Here is a 16825-nt window from a genome sequence, read left to right on the forward strand (position 1 = left end):
TGATTAAGCTGCTTTTTTCAATTTTTGCTTCTCGAAGTCTACTGGACCCATATAGTCCAGATAGGAATGCAATCTGTTATTGTTATAGAACAAAATGTAATCAATAACATGCGCCTCTACTTCTACCCGAGTATCATAAATATAATGATCCGTTCTTTCCCTTTTCAGGCTGCCAAAGAACCGCTCCATCACAGAGTTATCCCAGCAATTACCCTTGCGACTCATACTACAGACCATCCCATACTCCCTGAGTTGATTCTGATACTCCAGAGACGCGTACTGGCTGCCACGATCTGAATGGTGCATCACGCCATCTCCAGGCTTTCTGCCCCAGTAAGCCATTCTCAAAGCTTCCAGGGGCAGCTCTGTCGTCATACGGTTACTCATCGACCAACCGACGACTTTCCGCGAAAACAGATCAACGACAGCCGCCAGATAAACCCAACCTTCACGAGTCCAGAGGTAGCTGATATCAGCTACGTATACTCTGTCGGGTGCTGAAACTGAAAACTCACGATTCAAAAGGTTTGCCGCCACTGGCAGTTTGTGTTTGCTGTTGGTTGTCACCTTGAATTTTTTGACCACCCGAACCCGCAGACCAAGCCGTTGCATCAGGGTTTTGGCCTGATAACGCCCTATGCTGTAACCTTTTGAACGCAGGGCTTTCGCCATTCGACGACTTCCATAAGAGTCATCTGATTGAGCAAAAATCTCTCGGGCATCTGCCTCCAGGCGAAACATCTCCGGGTCAATCTGTTGATTTTTTGCCTGTTGTTTATTCCATTCGTAGAAGCTACTGCGACTAACTTTTAGTGCTTTGCATAGCGTTACGACAGGGTAGGCCTTCCTCTCCCGCTGTATGAAGGCGTATCTTACAGCTGGTCTTTCGCAAAGAAGGCCATGGCTTTTTTTAAGATTTCCTGTTCCATTTTCAGCTGTTTGTTTTCAGCTTCAAGCTCTTTGATTCTCTGCTGTTCAGTCGTGAGGGCCTGATAGCCTTTGCCGGGGAAAGCCAGCTCTTTCTTCTCTTCACTGAGTCGAACCCAACGACGGAGGTTAGTCGCACAAATTCCCAAACTTCTGGCGACTGCTGTAGGCGACTGAGCTTGTTCAGTAACCAGTTTTACAGCTTTGAGTTTGAATTCCTGAGAATAATGTTTTCGCGTTGCCATTATGAACCTCGTTACTGGTTGTACTATTGTGCTTAACGAGGTGTCCGGAGTCATTAGACCACTTCATCAGTCTTGATGTATGAAAGAACTCTATTTGCCAAAGGTTCTTGGATCAAAGGATTGAGCAAATCCAATGGCAACTACTTCAGGGGAGACTTTATCAGAAAATGCATTTCTCAGTGGCTCATGATCCATAAAATCTATGAGACTTGTATTATCTGATGATACCGCCAGTCCAGGATTTATTTCTGCGCACTTGATCCTAAATACTTCAAGCCAATCTTCAAAGGAATCATGCTCGAAATCTTCAGCTTCATCAGATTGCTGCTCTCCTATTCCGTGATTCGATTTTACTAAATCTATCATCTGATAAATATCTTGGGCTGGACTATTTGCTAAGTGCATAATCCTTTTGATGTTTTCGACATGGGTATTGACGAAATCTTCAGTTCTAGGATCGTGACCGGATAAAGAATTCATCATAGTTGCCATGAACATTATTGCTGCATCATATTCATTAACACCAGACATTTTCGCTTGAGACACTATCCCAGATAGAACGGGGGAGTGTATAGAACCCGGACTATATTGAAAATGCTCTTGCAAAACCTTTTTTGTTTTTCCCTTAAATCCGAAACCAAACATAACACATTTCATTGTGTAATATGTGAAATTCAATTCATGTCATTTAACTGTTAGTAGTTAACTTTACCTGTTTAGATGTATAGAAATATATGCCAACAGCAACAGGAATAATAAAGCTAATTAATACATTAGGTATGTTCGAGGCAGAAAAGGAATATCATTTTGAGCTAATACTGAAAGCAAAATACCAATATTTATGAATCCTCTTGCAGCCATAATACTGCCACCAATTATATAAAAATTCTTTTTAAACCCATCGATGAAAGGCGTAGCTAGAACTGATCCAGTAGTTATAACTAGACACCAGTTTATAAGCCCCCCGATTGTAAATGCTGAATATACATCGCCAAGCAATCTAAATGCTACGACTGCTAGTGCGGCGGCAAACCAGCCATGAAAACCAGGTCTAATTTCATTTTCCATTATCAGTTCCTTTGTAAGAAAATTAAAACATCCCTATTTTATCGGCAGCTAGCTGATTACTCTTGAGCACCTAACGCCTGGTTCAGCCGCGCCGCCGACGGCGGCGTCGGGTGGAGGGGCGAAGCCCCGGAACGAACTGGAACCATTTGTTAGCTGCCTTTTTCTGTGCTAACGTATGTGAGTACATAAATAATAGGAATTTGCTATGGAAACTAGAATTCAGTTCCGGGTTGATGAGGAAACAAAGCGTCTGGCACAACAGATGGCTAAGAGCCAAGGGCGCACTATTAGTGATGCCTGCCGTGAATTTACAGAGCAATTGGCTGAGCAACAGCGAAAAGCTTTGTCTCAAGATTCTTGGATTACCAAACAAGTGAATTTGGCATTTGAGAAACTAGATTCTAATAACTCCGATTTTATTGACCATGAAACAGCCAAAGATGAAATGACAAAACGCAAGGCGAAAATTCGTAAACGAGGTGGTCATTAATGATTTATTGGGAAGTTGAATCTTTAAATGATCGAGAAAAAATATTTGAATTCATTTACGAATTTAACCCTATTGCTGCTGAAAAGACTGATGAAATCATCGAAGCTAAAGTTGAGAACTTGCTAGAACAACCAAATATGGGTGTCCAGCGTGATGGAATTCGTGGGAGATTATTAATTATTCCAGAAGTATCAATGATTGTTTCTTACTATGTGGATGATTCGAATATCCACGTTATGCGTGTGCTTCATCAAAAACAGAAATTTCCAACGGACTGATTGTTTGGTATTGGCAGCTAACGCCAATTTCAGCCGCGCGCCGCCAGGCGCGTCGGGTGGAGGGCGAAGCCCGGAACGAACTGGAAATTTTTGGTACGCCCGGCATTGGCATGAACTTATGGGGTGAAAGTCCCCTGTGGGTAAACCAGCATCGGATCTTGCGCCTAATAAGCCAACCGATGATAACCACTAGCTTAAGGCAAGTGCAATCCCGCGAGGGATTGTGCGGAGGCAGTCTGACTGCAAAGGTGCGAGCCGACGGTCAGAAATCGCATACAAGGCCGAGTCTCGTGGGCGAGTAGCCAACGATCACAAAGCCCTCTGGTTTGAGAGACACGGTAAATGCGGCGGTTGTGCACTGACAGTTCATGTTCTTATCCGGGGAGGTCTGTTCAACATGTGATTGGTTATCCCCAGTTCTCAGCCACTGGTTACAACAGGCTCGGCGAGCAAGATTCATCACCCTGTTCGAGCAAACCCGATGACAACCAATAGCGCCCAAAGGAGTAATCCTGTGTGGTGATTGAACAGAAGTCAGCAGACGTCATAGTAGTTGTTCGACAGGAGTCGTCAGCGAAGGACTGAACACCGATGACAAAGAGGAGACTGATTCCCTCAGCCCAGTGCAGCCGTCCGGCGAAACACTGTGTCTGGCGACAGAATCTTTAACCAGCTTTGAACCACGATCTACTAAGTTGTGCACTGGAGCCTGCCAACTTACTGAAGGCATGGAAACAGGTCAGAAGCAACAAGGGTGCTCCCGGCATTGATGGAGTCACCATTGAGGCTTACCCTGACTTTGCTAAACAGCATTGGTCCTCAGTGCGCCAAGCCTTACTGGATGGAACATATAAGCCGTCTCCGGTGCTTCGGGCTATCATTGAGAAACCCGATGGAGGAGAAAGGTTGCTTGGAATTCCTACCGTTCAGGATAGGGTTATACAACAGGCCATAGTGCAGGTGTTAACCCCCATCTTTGATCCCGGATTTTCAAACAGCAGCTTTGGTTACAGACCGGGAAGATCTGCACATGATGCTGTGCAACAGGTTAAACGCTATATCAAACAGGGGCTGCATCAGGCGGTTGACGTTGATCTGAGTCAATTCTTTGATACCGTCAGCCATGATGTGCTCATGTCGAGAATCGCTCATAAGATTAACGACAAGCGCCTGCTAAGACTGATTGGTCGCTGCCTCCGTGCTGGCGTCATGATTGATGGGCAATGCTACCCGACACGGGTGGGTATGCCACAAGGTGGTCCACTTTCACCGCTGCTGTCGAATGTACTTCTTGATGACCTGGACAAGGAACTGGAATACCGGGGTCACTATTTCGCAAGATATTGCGATGACTTCGTGATATTGGTTCACAGCCAACGGGCAGGGGAAAGGGTGATGGAAAGCATCACCCGGTACCTTGAGCGTCGACTGAAACTGACAATCAACCCGACCAAAAGCAAAGTGGTGAAATCCATGCATATTCTGGTCAGCTTGAACACCTATTCTGGTTCATTTGAACACCCTGGATCTCCTACGCATCACCCAGTCTGATTTTTAGTCCAAGTGTTCAAGTGTTTCCAGTTTTCCCAGCTTCTTGCGCATGGATTCCCCTTTCAGCGTAATCCTGTGGGCGTTGTGCATCAGGCGATCCAGAATGGCGTCTGCCAGAGTCTCATCACCGATGCTGCCATGCCATTGCCGGGTCGGTAGCTGGCTGGTAACCAACGTTGAACTTTGTTCGTGACGGTCATCCATCACTTCCAGTAAATCGTTGCGTTGCTGCTGGGTCAGAGGTTCCAGCCCCCAGCCATCCAGTATCAACAAATCCACCTTCGCCAGTTGCTTGAGTTGCCTGCTGTAGCTGCCATCACCATGGGCAAGGCTCAGCTCTTCCAGTAAGCGCGAGAGTCGGTAATAGCGGACACTGTAACCCTGTATGCAGGCCCGGTGTCCCAGTGCACAAGCCAGGTAACTTTTACCACTGCCACAAGGTCCGGTAATCAGCAGGTTCCTGTGCCTGTTTAACCAATCCTCGCTGGACAATGTGGCTATTTGGACTTTCTTCAACCCCCGGGGATGTTCGTAGTCAATGTCGTCTACCCGCGCAGTCAGCTTAAACCTGGCCGCCCTCAGTAACCGGGCAAGACGTTTGTTATTGCGCTCGGTCTCTTCCTGTTCTGTCAGGAGGGCCAGCCGCTCCACAAAGCTCAGGCTGTCGTAGGTGCCGGGCTGCTCCAGTTGCTGAGCCAGGGCATCGGCCATGCCTGTCAGGCGCAGTGACCGCAGACGGGTCAGAGTTTGATTCATCATGATACGTCTCCGGTTACTGATAGCTGGCTGCACCACGAACATTTTCGTGGCTGTCATGAAGAGGTAGTGTCGTTTGTTTCACCTCAGGTTGAAAAGCCTGTTTGTCTTTACCTGATTGCAGGATCGCCCGGATATTCTTGAGTCGGTAACCTTTGATTTTCCGGGCATGGGCGCAAGCATTGTTTAACCGGTCAGCTCCGTAATCCCGTTTGAGGTTCAATAACCCCAGGCAAGACCGATAAGCCTGCTCCGGATGCTCACGACTGTTCAACAGATACTGAGTTATCCAGTGAACATCGGGGCCCAGCTGTTTTGCCCACTCCAGCAGTCGTTCCGGTGTCCACTCCTGGTGCTTGCTATGTCGTTCAGGCATATGGGCTGATTGAGTGGTAAAACCGGTTGTGAACTTACGGGGGTGACAGGCCACAACTTCACCTTTGCAGAAGACAGTGACCGTATGTTCTGTTGCCTGAACTTCCACCTCTTTCTTGACCAGCTGATGAGGCACTGAGTAGAAATGGCCTTTACAGTGAATGTGATAGTCAATGTTCACCCTGGCTTTGCTGAACTCAGCGTACTCAAAGGCCTGTTTGGGCAAAGGTCGCAAAGCGGGTTCATCCAGTTGCTCAAAGGTACTTCGTCGTGTACCTGGCAGTTTTTGAAAGGGCTTAAGGTTGAGTTCAGTCAATAGCTCCCGTATACGACTGTTCAGTTCTGCCAGGGTAAAGAAGGTCTCATGACGAAGTCTGGCCAGTATCCAGCGTTCAACCAACTGCACACCCACTTCGGCTTTCGCCTTGTCCTTGGGCTTGTAGGGCCGAGCTGGAATGACCGCCACCTGGTAGTGGTTGGCCAGGTGTTGGTAAGCCGGGTTCAGGTCCGGTTCATAACGGCAAGCCTTACTGACACCGCTCCTGAGGTTGTCTGGTACCACGACAGCTGGAATACCTCCAAAGAACTCAAAGGCCCGAACATGAGACCCCAGCCAGTCTTCGGACTTCTGGGACAGGGTGGCTTCTGCGTAGGTGTAGTTAGAGGCTCCCATCACCGCTACGAAAATCTGGGCGTTATGGGCGATCTCACCGGTCTTTGGATTAACGACAGTTATCGTAAGACCGGCGTAGTCTACAAACAATTTTTCACCCGCCTTGTGATGCTGTCGCATGGAACGTTTCTGGCAGCCCAGCCACTGGTTGTAGCGGTGACAAAACTGCGAGTAGCTGTAGGCATTGAGAGTGCTCTCCTGGCAGTACTCCTCCCAGAGTGTTTGCTTGGTCACCTCCTTGCGCTTGAGTGACTGGTGAATAACGCCCCAGTCCGGGTCGACCAGACCTTGGCGGCTCGACAGTGGGGCCTCAGGGAACAATGTTTGCACCAGAGTAGCCTCAGAGCAATCTGAGGACAGAGGTCAGCTCAGTGGCGACCGCTCAAAGGCCTGAACGTAGTTGGACACAGTGCCAACACTAACCCGCGTGCTGCGAGCTATTTGCCGGATGCTGAGGCGGTACTCAAAGCGCATCCGGAGTATTTCTTGAAGTTTTCGCATGGAAATCCTGTTATCTGGCATGGCTGCTGTCCTTTCTGTTTAGAAAGGTCAGCGGCTAAAGTTCAAGGAAATCAATGCGTAAGAGATAATCTACCGAAAGAAGAGGTTTCAGATTCTGGAGGCTTGAACACGGATTCTGGGCAGTTGAACAGCAACTCTGGAAATCTCCAAAAAGTGTTCAAGAGTTAACAGAATGGGTGTTCAAGTGCTGCCAGAATAGGTGTTCAAGAGTTAGCAGAATCAGTGTTCAAGCGATGCCAGAATATGCAATGGGCAAATACAAGAAATTGAGGGGGCGAAAGTGGCGAGCTTCCCGATGTTTGGGAAGGGTGGCCAAAAGAGCTCCGTTGTTAATGGCGCACTGGCGTATTGGCTGTGTGTCAGCGGTTGGATGAGAAGAGCCGTATGAGCTGAGAGGTTCGAGTACGGTTCTGTGAGCGCCTGAGGGGGAGGTTCCCTTGGGCGACTCGACTGGGGAGGGCTGGAGAAAGACCAGCCCTTACCCGATTTATGCGCCGATTGGCACAGTGATTAAACTTGAGAGGCATTGCCGAGAACTTCAGAAGCCCATTGATTAAGGCTTTTTCCTTTGGCTTCAGCAGCAGTGGCAGCAGCGGCATGAACTTCGGGTGTAACCCGTAACATAAGGTTGCCTGAGTATGGTCTTTGAACTGGACGACCTGTTTTCTCACTAATAGCTATATATTCGTTAACTGCCTCATGGAATGCAGTTTCTAGTTCATCAACGGAAGAACCATGAAAACCAACAATATCCTTTATGCCTGCCAGATGACCAACAAAGATGCGATCCTCACTGTCGTACTCGACTCTGGCTATGTAACCTCTGTATTTCATCATATTCATGGTGTGATCCCCGCTTGTTCCAGAAAGCGTCGAGCATCCTTGATACGATACCTTAACGATGCTTTATCTGGGTGTGGTCTATGGAAGTCAGCACGTACATCATTAAGTACAAAGCTGACTGAAGAACCTCCTTTGGTTGTACGTTCAGCCCCCAATGACAGAAACAACGCTTCGACCTTGCGCCACTCAATGTTGCCATTTATCGGGTCAGCAAAGATTGCCTTTAGTGTTTTTCTGCTTGCATTATTCATAATGAGAAATGATAGCTAAATGTGCAATCATTGCAAAATTTATTTTAGGCGTATAACAGTCGTTTATGCGAATCAGTTTCGCACAACATACTGTAGATTCGACATACGTACCAGTGGATAACCCCTTACCACGTGATTTTTACTGTATTTTTCCTTTTGAAGGCTCTTATCTTCTGAATCGTACTTTGTGATTTGTATATTTTTCGGTTAAGCAATCTGTATGGTTGCAGATTGCCTTATTTTCCTTAAAAACAACAAGTTGACTGTTGAGTTGATTTTCTGTATGTCCGAACTAACTTTCCAGAAGCCTCACTGCTTCCAACTTTCTTTCATTGCTGGTATGCAGATAGCGTGCTGTTGTTTCCAGGGATTCATGCCCCATGAGTTCTTTGATGGTGACAAGATCAACTCGCGCATGGGCAAGCCGCGTTCCAAAAGTGTGGCGAAGATCATGAAACCGGAAATGGGTTAGACTGGCATCTCTCCTTACCTGATCCCACGCTTTCTTGATATTGTCAAATCTGCCACCGGTTACCGGCGATGGAAAGACAAGTTCGCAGTGTTTGTTCTGAGAGAGCCAGTTCTGAAGCACCAATGATATCTCAGGATTCAGTGGGATTTGACGGGTTTGACCAGATTTTGCGTGGCTGCCTCTAACTGTAAGAAGCTGTGCGTGAAAGTCCAGGTCGGAGACTCGTAAGTCAAATATCTCTCCTAAACGTAAGCCTGTATTCAGGGCTAATATAATCATTGGCTTGATATGGTCGGTGAAATTGCTGTCATGAGGCTTTGGAGCTTCTTTGTTCCGTTCCTGACACCAGGCAATATAAGATTCGCGCTCTTTACGCATTCTGTTTTGTCTTTCTTCCAGTGCAAGCATCAGCTGCTTTTGCTCGGTGTCAGATAGATAACGAATCTTCTTGCTCTTGTCTTCTCGGACATTTTTAACCATGGGCATGGGAGATTGATCAAGCAGACCCGCCCGGACTGCTTTTGTAAGTACACCTCTGAGGCTGGTCATGATTCGGTTTGCACCTGCAGGTTTGCCTTTATAGGCCTGTTTCCAAACATCAATTTCCCAAGCTGTAATTTCATTCATAGGCTTATCAAGAAGGCTGGCAAAATGCCTTTCTATGGAAGCGATGACTTTTTTCGCAGTTGGCTCAGGAGTGACTTCAAGGAAGCCTTTATGGAGGAAGAGTCTAAGAGAACTTTGTGACTGTTGCTTTATGGAGTTTTTCTGCTCTTGCTTTTGCTCAAGAGGATCAGTCCCAAGAGCGACAACACCGGCGAGCCTTTTTGCAGCCTCTCTGGCCTTTTCAACAGTAATGGTTCCGTACTTGCCAATGGTGGTTCGCCGGTTAGTGAACGAAACGGGGGACTTGTACTCAAAGCTGAAAAATTTGCCTGTCTTTCGTACCCTGACAGAAAACCCCTTTATCTCAGAGTCGTAGAGCACTGTTTCTGGCATTCTGGAAACACTTGTTTCGGTTAACTTCTTGATAGCCATAGACTGAGCCGATTTCTTTGCCCGATATCCGGGTCGTCAATAGGTCGGATTGGGGGAGATAGCGTCAAAAAATATAGCACAGCATGAGGAAATGAAATTTTCACAGAGTCCACTGCTATTAAAGGGCTGTGGTTAATATTTCGTTGCTTGGTGTTGTCAGAGATTAGCTGATGTAAGGCGGTAACATACTCTCCTAAGGGGCAGGTCGGAGGTTCGAATCCTCCAGGGAGCGCCAATAAAATCAAGGGGTTATGGGCGATAAGCCCTTAGTGTATTGGGTGAAAAGGGCTGTTTGAGAACAAAAATGAGAACAAAACGGGCGTTTAAGGGTAGGATGTCGTTCACTTTTTGGTGCTGCTTCCTTTCACTTTTGGGGCCTTCCTGATGTAGATTTTCCTGCCTTTCATAGTCTTGTGTCCTGAGTATTGTTCTTCGTGATCCGGCACCCCTTTGGCCTTCATATTTCTCCCGCCCCAGCCTCTGGGCGTATTGTTGCTGCTCTTTGTACAGATACTGGTTTATCTTTTGGCCAGAAAAAGCAAGCCAGAGTAATATCAGGCCAAGCCCGAAACACCAGATTGCGAATGGACTGGCTTGTTTTTGAGATGTTGTCATAAGAAAGATGCAATCGGATGTTCAGGATTTTGGCGAGCAAAGAATCGGGATTCTGCCTTTCAATAAACGTCCGCCGCCCAATCGTGCAACGTATTCCAGATTGGGCAGTTCACCAAGCAGTTGCGGTGGAAACAAGTCTCCGGTTTCTTCCAATTGCTGTTCACTTAGATTGCCGGTGAATTCCATAGGGCGGTTAGCGTCGGTGCAGATGCCCTGATTGCGGATAAAGCCATCATTTCCCATAGTGATGAGATCAACAGAGCCACTTTCAATCCCGATAGCCGCTTTGTGGTGACCACCGGTTTAGTGTCACTTGATAGAGGTACCGAAAACATTGCAAAAATCATTGAGCTATGGAAGGAAGAGTAACCCCACCAGGTTCAGGAAATTCTGGGCTATTCTCTGATGCACCACCAATAATGAGATTCACCTATGTCGTTCCTTTATTTTTCCAGAACAGACATTCAACACGGATTGTCTTGTTATTTTCTGGCAAACAAGAAGGGCGTGATGGGTATTTTGGTTCTTTCCCTGCTGGCTATGCTAGTTGTGCCGTTATGCTATTCCTCAACGCTTATTGACCGTCATCATCCCGATGGGCGCAAGGTTCGGATTGAGATCAATGATTGGAGAACACGTAATAACACACTGACATTGACAGGAGGCCAGCCCGCTGGCAACGCCGACTTTCCCGGTGTCGGGAGCGGAGGCTTCTTTTATTTGCCTCCTCCTCCCTGGGGAGGTGGAAGACAATCGGGATTATTCGAAATTGACCTGACTATTCTGCAACCCGTCATCAACTGGCTGATGTCCATAGGTAAGGATTCTGGTGCCGCCACGACTTGCCCGGAGGATGGTCAACCCTCTGGCAACAAACCCAATGCGGGATCAAATGACGCAACTAACCAACACCATCAACAGGAAAAAAGAGAAGCACCTGAAAATCGGGAGAACACATCACCGGGAGAAGGTAATGGTAGCAGCGGCGATGGCAATAACAGAAAAGACGACAATGGAGAGCAGAGTAAAAATAATGCTTCGACTCAGGACCTTGAGCTACTTGCCAACCAGCTTTTAGCCATCATTGAAAGCGACGAATCCAACGCCGCTTTTAAATTCAGGGAAATGTTAGAGAAGCTGGACATGCCTCAGCGTTTGCAGGTTCTGGAAACAAAAGGCACAAACATCAGGGGCAATACCGTTACTCCTCTAGAGGCGATATTGGCACTGCCGCGTTCTTCCCATGAGCACTCAACACGCAACCGATTTATCGGGCAGCTGATAGAAGCCGCTGGCAACAAACGCCAGATGATTTTGTCTGAGATTGTTTTGGACATAATCCACAAGGTCAATCAATCTCACCAACAACCACAGATAGGGGATTTTGAAAAAGGTTGCTTTACTGAGTACTTTATTCAATTGTTCCTGCTTCATTCAAACCCGGTTGAGCGTATTCGCAATCTATTAGAAGAAATATCAGATTTAGCCATAAGGAATGAGATTATAAATAATGCACAATCATTAACACTCCCCACCTCTTTTCTGGATACCTTGAAACAATTTAACCAGCACTCATCGTTCCATGAATTAATGTGCTTATCAAATGAACTGCGCATACAAAATTATTACATCGCTGTCAATTCTTTCGACGATAATGCACTGCGTGTGGATAAAGAAGAACCTGCAGACATTATTGATGCAGAGTGCACGGTATGTCAGGAGCAGTTTGTACGATCATCAAATATGGTTATAGTAAAAACGCCCTGCAATCACCTTTATCACGCAGGTTGTTTAAATCAGTGGCTGAAAAAAAGGAAGCACGATTGTTCAATTAGAAATTGTCCTTCATGTCGGACAGAATTAAATGCCTTAACTAAAAACCTTTCCGAATTTAACGAACTATTAAGAAAATACGACGGCTGTCATTCTTTAGCTATTGCAGAAAGAGCCGTTGAGGAATGGAATAAAGCAAAAACAAGTTATGAAACCCTATACCATTTTGTCCAGTTTTGCCGACATAGCAGCCGGGCATCTGATGATTCACAGTTTGTAAAACTCTTGCGACGCATCCTTCATCCCGTGACAAAAGCCAAGATTTACCATAAAGGTGAGGCCAACTCAGCCACCTTCAGCGCCAATAACCACCGTGTGGTCACCGCCAGTGACGATGGCACTGCGAAAATCTATGTTTATCAGTCCGATGGATCATGGAAGGAAGAACTCACTGTCCGCCACGATGGTCCGGTCAAATTAGCCAGCTTCAGCGCCGATAGTCGCCGTGTGTTGACCGGCAGTGACGATGGGACAGCAAAAATCTATGTTCAGAAGGAGGATGGATCATGGCAAGAAGAAATCACTATCCGCCACGACGGGCCCATTAATTCAGCCAGCTTCAGCACCGATAGCAGCCGTGCGTTGACCGCCAGTGACGATGGGACAGCAAAAATCCATGTTCAAAAGGAGGGAGGATCATGGGAAGAAGAAGTGACCATCAACCATGATGGTCCGATCCACTTAGCCAGCTTCAGTGCTGATGGTAGCCATGTGGTAACTGCCGACAAAGATAACCTGGTAAAAATCACAGGCAAATCCGCCAATGGATCATGGCAAGTAAAACTTATCGTTCACCATGAGGGCTCTGTCAACTCAGCCATCTTTAGCCCCGATAACCGCTATGTGTTGACCGCCAGTAACGATGGCATGGCAAAAATCATTGGCCAGAAAGACGACAAGTTATGGGAAGAAGAATTTACAATGGGTCACATTAGCACCGATGGCCCGATCGCATCAGCCGCCTTCAGTCCCGATAGCCGACATGTGCTGACTGTCGGCAAGGATAACCTTGTTAAAATCATTGGCAAGTGGGCCGATGGATCATGGCTGGAAAAAGCCATCATTTCCCATAGTGATGGCATCAACACAGCCACCTTCAGTCCCGATAGCCGCCATGTGGTGACCGCCAGTTACGACAAAGAGGCAAAAATCTACGGCGAAAAGACCGATGTATTATGGGAAGAAGAAATCACTATCCACCACAATCATTGGGTCAGCTCAGCCACCTTCAGTCCCGATAGCCAACATGCAGTAACCAGCAGTTATGATGGAACGGCAAAAATCCATAGCCACAAGAATGATGGATCATGGGAAGAAGGGCGCACTATCCGTCATACGGGTTGGGTTGCTTCAGCCATCTTTAGTGCCGATGGCCGCTTTGTGATGACCTTTGGTGTTGATGGTACCGCGAAAATCAATTACCTGAAGGGCGCTATCCAATTCACTATCCGCCACCCCTTTGCAATCCCCTCAGCCGGCTTCAGTGCCGATAGCCGCTTTGTGCTGACCCAAAGTTTGTTGCCAGTATCTGATGGTCCCGCCAGCATTGTGAAGATTACTGAACTATGGAAGAATGATTGAGAAGGGCATGGTTGGTATTTTTGTTCTTTCAATGCTGGCTATGATGGTTGTGCCCTTATGCTATTCCTCAACCCTTATTGATCGTCATCATCCCGATGGTCACAGGGTTCGGATTGAAATCAATGATGGGAGAACACGCAATAGCACCCTGACATTGACGAGAGGCAAGCACGCTGGCAACGCCGATTTTCCCGATGTCGGCAACGGAGGCTTCTTTTATTCGCCTCCTCATCCCTGGGGAGGTGGAGGCGGCAGGCCATCGGGATTATTCGAAATTGACCTGACTATTCTGCAACCCGTCATCAACTGGCTGATGTCCATAGGTAAGGATTCTGTTTCGTTTGAGCAACAGACATCCCCGGCACATTTGCAAATCACCCGTGTTAATGCCGATGGCTCTGCCAGTGAAGCGGCTATACCCCTTGACTGGCTGAACTTCCTGGATAGTGAACAGCTGCCCAATGTAGATTTTTGGGACACTCTCCTCAAAGAAAAGTAAAAAAAAAGAAAAGAAAAAAGAAAGAAAAGAAAAGGACATCCATATAGAAAAAAGAAAAGAAAAGGACATCCATATAGAAAAGAAAAGGAAGAAAAGAAAAGGACATCCATATAAGAAAAGAAAAGGACATCCATATAAATCCAATATAAATCCATATAAAATATAAACTAATAAATACGGTTCAAAAACCGAGAGCCCAGAAGCCCATTAAGCCCTGACAGCCACTCAAAAGAGGATATTAATCGTTTATCATAACAAACAACAAGCGAATCACTCAGAAGGGGGGGGAAGTCAGAAATAGCAGAGCTCCCCAGATGACAGGAGAAGCAAATAACAACGGGAAAATTAGGCAATCAACTTATGCAACGAAATAAACGACTACAGGTAAACAATCCCTTTACCCATTGCTGCCCCATTTCCCGAGCAAAAGTTTTCATGGCTTCCAGCCTGCCCAATGCCCGATAGAAGCGATTATTCCATCTCATGGTTTTGAGCCATTCATTTGAATCAATTTCCAATCGGGTCAGAATGGGCGGGATATCTGAAGGGATTGAACCTTTCTTATCAGATCGGACTGCACGGCCACTCCAGTCAAGCAGCTCAAGATAATCGTGAAGAATATAAGGTAATGCCTTATCCGGATTTTGCCCCCGTGATCGAAAAGGCATGAGGGTGATTGGCTGCTTTCGGGTATCAGAACCTTCCAAATTTTCTATTCGTTCCTGTATCGACGTGTAGTCTGATCCTTCTGGAGTTTCCGCCATTTCAGCACGGAGCGGATTCAGGTCAACATAGGCCATGCAGGTCAACAACGCTGCCTCATCCAACAACGCCTGACTTTTAAACCGCCCTTCCCAGAAGCGACCTTTACAGCCATCTTCCTGGTTAGCCTCACGGGCAAGATATTCGTTCAGGCAACGCATGAACCAGCTGATGTTCGTTAAACGATTTCGATACTCTTCAACAAATTCGTCCACGCGAGCCAGTTCCGAATGACTCAGCTGGTTAGCAGCAAGATACCTCTGAACCAGAAGCGGCCCTGTGAAAAGCCTTGTCCATCGACTCAAAATTTCGTCTCTTGTCCACTCTCTGGCAGGTTTTTGATTAATATGCAAAACCACATGATAGTGATTCGACATGACAGCATAGGCGCAGACTTCTATAGAAAAGATTGAAACCAGTTCTCTGAGTTTATCTACAATCCACTGCCGACGGTGCTCGTAGTTTTTGCCTGTTAAATAATCCTCTCCACACAAATACGCTCTGCGTACGCATTGAGCTATGCAGTGATAATAAGGCGTGGAACCTGGGTCGATCAAAGAACTTCGTGCACGGGTCATAACCTCTCCTGCCGGAACTAAAACTCAGCAACGGAAAAGATAGACGAACTGATTTTTTTGTCAAATACAAGGGTGTCCTATTATTTTTTTCTCCTATTATTTTTTTTCAAATATAAGGGTGTCCTATTATTTTTCCTTTTTGTCAAATATAAGGGTGTCCTATTATTTTATTTTTTTGTCAAATATAAGGGTGTCCTATTATTTTTTCGTCAAATATAAGGGTGCCCTATTATTTTTCCTTTCCTATTATTTTTCATTATTTTTATTTTCAGGGTGTCCTATTATTTTTCTATTATTTTTTCTGGCTGCATACCGCTGGCAGGGAGAGTCCATCCTGAACAACAGCCACTTTGTTTGGGTTGATCGGGATCAGTAGCAGAAATTATTGTGATTACAATAAGTCAGAAGCCGGTAACACCAGGCTTTCAATAGAGACGATTACAGCGGCGATGGGTAGAGGCGGTCTTCAATGATATCTCCGGTAGAGGCATTTACGACCAATCTTTTCTTATAGCGGCTTTCGTCCAGATAATAAATTTCCCGGACTGGCTGTTTTTTCCAGCGAGCCAGACGGGTTTTCAGGATCACCATGCTCTTGTGAGTATCCCTGGCCTTTGTTATGACCTGATTCAGGGACAGCAGTTTACCCTGAGGTTTCATTGTGTAGTTGTATTCGTCAATGATCATGCCAGTATAGGCATCAAGCGTCGTAGACCAGCGCTTGTGTTTCTTGTCTATAAAGTCAACGATTTGAACCAGCTGGCCATTTTGCATGTCGGTCCTTGTTTTCAGTATGGCTACAACAGAATGTTTACTTTTGACTTTGGCTATGATTTTTTCCAGCGGCATGGGCGACTGTAATTGAGCAACTTCAATGATCCTGCCTGATCGGGCATCAACCACTGCACGCTGGTTTCTGTTCATACTGTCAGTGAAGTCTATGACCCTGACCTTACGTTTGTCTTCTTCAGTCATACGTACACTCTGAATGATGACCTCACCGTACTTCTTTCGAATCTGAATGATGATCTGTTCCAATGGCCACAGGTGGTTAGCTTCCACAGGTGTTGGCGATTCGGCCCTGCCGTCAGTCACTAATAATAACGACATGATCAGTGACAGGGTCAAGGCTCGAGAGAAACAGGACAGGAATTGTCTGTACATAACACAGTACCTGCGTTTTATATTGCAGATGCGAAGCCGCAGAAGAGGTCTTATGCAAACTGGAACATAAAACCGAATTATGAATTTACATCTTTCCGACAGGCTTCCGGCTGAATGGTTTTGTTTTCAGTCAAACTCATTGAAGCCATATACTAGCTGTTAATGTAGATTTGAATGGTTGGAATGCAAGCCTGAGTCTTCTCCAATATTAACTGACCATCGCCCGATAAAGGCTGTCCAAAACTCTAACAACTCGTCCCTTCGCTCCGCGTGAGAGCGCATAAGGGCCGGGAACCGGACTTTG

General features: G+C 46.4%; 16 protein-coding genes and 1 pseudogene. 5 read left to right on the top strand and 12 right to left on the bottom strand.

Going from position 1 to position 16825, the window contains the following annotated elements; genetic code table 11:
• Positions 1-3: 3 nt before the first annotated feature.
• The 3 genes from ACOMG9_RS07765 to ACOMG9_RS07775 all read right to left on the bottom strand — a co-directional run bounded on the left by ACOMG9_RS07765 (position 4) and on the right by ACOMG9_RS07775 (position 2240).
• Positions 4-1172, bottom strand: a protein-coding gene (locus ACOMG9_RS07765; protein WP_494530031.1) for an IS3 family transposase whose coding sequence is annotated in 2 segments (ribosomal slippage) — positions 4-890 and positions 890-1172 — 1170 coding nt in all. Because the reading frame shifts where the segments join, the coding sequence is not laid out codon by codon here.
• Positions 1173-1262: 90 nt separating this feature from the next.
• Positions 1263-1817, bottom strand: a complete 555-nt coding sequence (locus ACOMG9_RS07770) for a hypothetical protein (RefSeq protein WP_494530032.1) — start codon at positions 1815-1817, stop codon at positions 1263-1265.
• Between the two features lie 120 nt (positions 1818-1937).
• Entirely contained in the window at positions 1938-2240 is a 303-nt protein-coding gene (locus ACOMG9_RS07775) for a hypothetical protein (RefSeq protein ID WP_494530033.1), read from the bottom strand.
• Positions 2241-2445: 205 nt separating this feature from the next.
• On the opposite strand from ACOMG9_RS07775, the gene ACOMG9_RS07780 reads away from it, so the two are divergent.
• The 3 genes from ACOMG9_RS07780 to ltrA all read left to right on the top strand — a co-directional run bounded on the left by ACOMG9_RS07780 (position 2446) and on the right by ltrA (position 4559).
• Positions 2446-2730 (top strand): type II toxin-antitoxin system RelB/DinJ family antitoxin, encoded by a 285-nt coding sequence (locus ACOMG9_RS07780; RefSeq protein WP_448216495.1) that lies wholly within the window; start codon positions 2446-2448, stop codon positions 2728-2730.
• Positions 2730-3008, top strand: a complete 279-nt coding sequence (locus ACOMG9_RS07785) for a type II toxin-antitoxin system RelE/ParE family toxin (RefSeq protein ID WP_448216496.1) — start codon at positions 2730-2732, stop codon at positions 3006-3008. Before ACOMG9_RS07780 ends, ACOMG9_RS07785 begins: the two co-directional genes overlap by 1 nt.
• A 675-nt stretch (positions 3009-3683) precedes the next feature.
• The gene (gene ltrA, locus ACOMG9_RS07790) at positions 3684-4559 is read left to right on the top strand and encodes a group II intron reverse transcriptase/maturase (protein ID WP_494530034.1); all 876 of its coding nucleotides are present in this window, start codon (positions 3684-3686) and stop codon (positions 4557-4559) included.
• Between the two features lie 3 nt (positions 4560-4562).
• Here the strand turns inward: ltrA and istB are convergent, their stop codons facing one another.
• From istB to ACOMG9_RS07825, 7 genes and pseudogenes are all read right to left on the bottom strand, one after another.
• Positions 4563-5321: an IS21-like element helper ATPase IstB gene (istB, locus tag ACOMG9_RS07795; RefSeq protein WP_494530387.1), complete on the bottom strand. Its 759-nt coding sequence runs from the start codon at positions 5319-5321 to the stop codon at positions 4563-4565.
• Positions 5322-5331: 10 nt separating this feature from the next.
• Positions 5332-6885, bottom strand: a pseudogene (istA, locus tag ACOMG9_RS07800) (IS21 family transposase).
• A 510-nt stretch (positions 6886-7395) separates the two neighbouring features.
• A complete protein-coding gene (locus ACOMG9_RS07805) occupies positions 7396-7728 on the bottom strand; it encodes a type II toxin-antitoxin system HicB family antitoxin (protein WP_448216498.1) in 333 nt (110 codons plus the stop codon).
• Positions 7725-7979 (bottom strand): type II toxin-antitoxin system HicA family toxin, encoded by a 255-nt coding sequence (locus ACOMG9_RS07810; protein WP_448216499.1) that lies wholly within the window; start codon positions 7977-7979, stop codon positions 7725-7727. Before ACOMG9_RS07810 ends, ACOMG9_RS07805 begins: the two co-directional genes overlap by 4 nt.
• 292 nt (positions 7980-8271) lie before the next feature.
• Complete coding sequence (locus ACOMG9_RS07815; protein ID WP_494530035.1) at positions 8272-9489, bottom strand: site-specific integrase; 1218 nt, start codon at positions 9487-9489, stop codon at positions 8272-8274.
• 249 nt (positions 9490-9738) lie between these two features.
• Positions 9739-10104 (bottom strand): hypothetical protein, encoded by a 366-nt coding sequence (locus tag ACOMG9_RS07820; RefSeq protein ID WP_448216501.1) that lies wholly within the window; start codon positions 10102-10104, stop codon positions 9739-9741.
• Positions 10105-10125: 21 nt separating this feature from the next.
• Positions 10126-10347: a hypothetical protein gene (locus ACOMG9_RS07825; RefSeq protein WP_448216502.1), complete on the bottom strand. Its 222-nt coding sequence runs from the start codon at positions 10345-10347 to the stop codon at positions 10126-10128.
• Between the two features lie 189 nt (positions 10348-10536).
• On the opposite strand from ACOMG9_RS07825, the gene ACOMG9_RS07830 reads away from it, so the two are divergent.
• Together ACOMG9_RS07830 and ACOMG9_RS07835 are read left to right on the top strand one after the other, a co-directional pair.
• On the top strand, positions 10537-13518 hold the full coding sequence (locus tag ACOMG9_RS07830) for an RING finger domain-containing protein (protein ID WP_494530036.1): 2982 nt from the start codon (positions 10537-10539) through the stop codon (positions 13516-13518).
• Positions 13511-14017 (top strand): hypothetical protein, encoded by a 507-nt coding sequence (locus ACOMG9_RS07835; RefSeq protein ID WP_494530037.1) that lies wholly within the window; start codon positions 13511-13513, stop codon positions 14015-14017. The genes ACOMG9_RS07830 and ACOMG9_RS07835 overlap by 8 nt, the downstream gene beginning before the upstream one ends.
• Positions 14018-14370: 353 nt before the next feature.
• Here ACOMG9_RS07835 and ACOMG9_RS07840 read toward each other — a convergent pair whose 3' ends face one another.
• Positions 14371-15357, bottom strand: coding sequence for a transposase (locus ACOMG9_RS07840; RefSeq protein WP_448216505.1), 987 nt, complete (start codon positions 15355-15357; stop codon positions 14371-14373).
• 438 nt (positions 15358-15795) lie between these two features.
• Positions 15796-16521 carry a hypothetical protein gene (locus tag ACOMG9_RS07845; protein ID WP_448216506.1) on the bottom strand — a complete coding sequence of 242 codons (726 nt, stop codon included), beginning with the start codon at positions 16519-16521 and terminating at the stop codon, positions 15796-15798.
• Positions 16522-16825 lie beyond the last annotated feature (304 nt).

The organism is Endozoicomonas sp. PH6C, from assembly GCF_059322965.1.

Excerpts from the sequence above, each read along its gene's own strand:
- ACOMG9_RS07835 (WP_494530037.1), top strand. The coding sequence starts at position 13,511 with ATGATTGAGAAGGGCATGGTTGGTATTTTTGTTCTTTCAATGCTGGCT.
- ACOMG9_RS07805 (WP_448216498.1), bottom strand. The coding sequence starts at position 7,728 with ATGAATATGATGAAATACAGAGGTTACATAGCCAGAGTCGAGTACGAC.
- ACOMG9_RS07815 (WP_494530035.1), bottom strand. The coding sequence starts at position 9,489 with ATGGCTATCAAGAAGTTAACCGAAACAAGTGTTTCCAGAATGCCAGAA.
- ACOMG9_RS07840 (WP_448216505.1), bottom strand. The coding sequence starts at position 15,357 with ATGACCCGTGCACGAAGTTCTTTGATCGACCCAGGTTCCACGCCTTAT.
- ACOMG9_RS07830 (WP_494530036.1), top strand. The coding sequence starts at position 10,537 with ATGTCGTTCCTTTATTTTTCCAGAACAGACATTCAACACGGATTGTCT.
- ACOMG9_RS07810 (WP_448216499.1), bottom strand. The coding sequence starts at position 7,979 with ATGAATAATGCAAGCAGAAAAACACTAAAGGCAATCTTTGCTGACCCG.
- ACOMG9_RS07820 (WP_448216501.1), bottom strand. The coding sequence starts at position 10,104 with ATGACAACATCTCAAAAACAAGCCAGTCCATTCGCAATCTGGTGTTTC.
- ACOMG9_RS07785 (WP_448216496.1), top strand. The coding sequence starts at position 2,730 with ATGATTTATTGGGAAGTTGAATCTTTAAATGATCGAGAAAAAATATTT.
- ACOMG9_RS07780 (WP_448216495.1), top strand. The coding sequence starts at position 2,446 with ATGGAAACTAGAATTCAGTTCCGGGTTGATGAGGAAACAAAGCGTCTG.
- ACOMG9_RS07775 (WP_494530033.1), bottom strand. The coding sequence starts at position 2,240 with ATGGAAAATGAAATTAGACCTGGTTTTCATGGCTGGTTTGCCGCCGCA.
- ACOMG9_RS07845 (WP_448216506.1), bottom strand. The coding sequence starts at position 16,521 with ATGTACAGACAATTCCTGTCCTGTTTCTCTCGAGCCTTGACCCTGTCA.
- ACOMG9_RS07825 (WP_448216502.1), bottom strand. The coding sequence starts at position 10,347 with ATGGGAAATGATGGCTTTATCCGCAATCAGGGCATCTGCACCGACGCT.
- ACOMG9_RS07770 (WP_494530032.1), bottom strand. The coding sequence starts at position 1,817 with ATGTTTGGTTTCGGATTTAAGGGAAAAACAAAAAAGGTTTTGCAAGAG.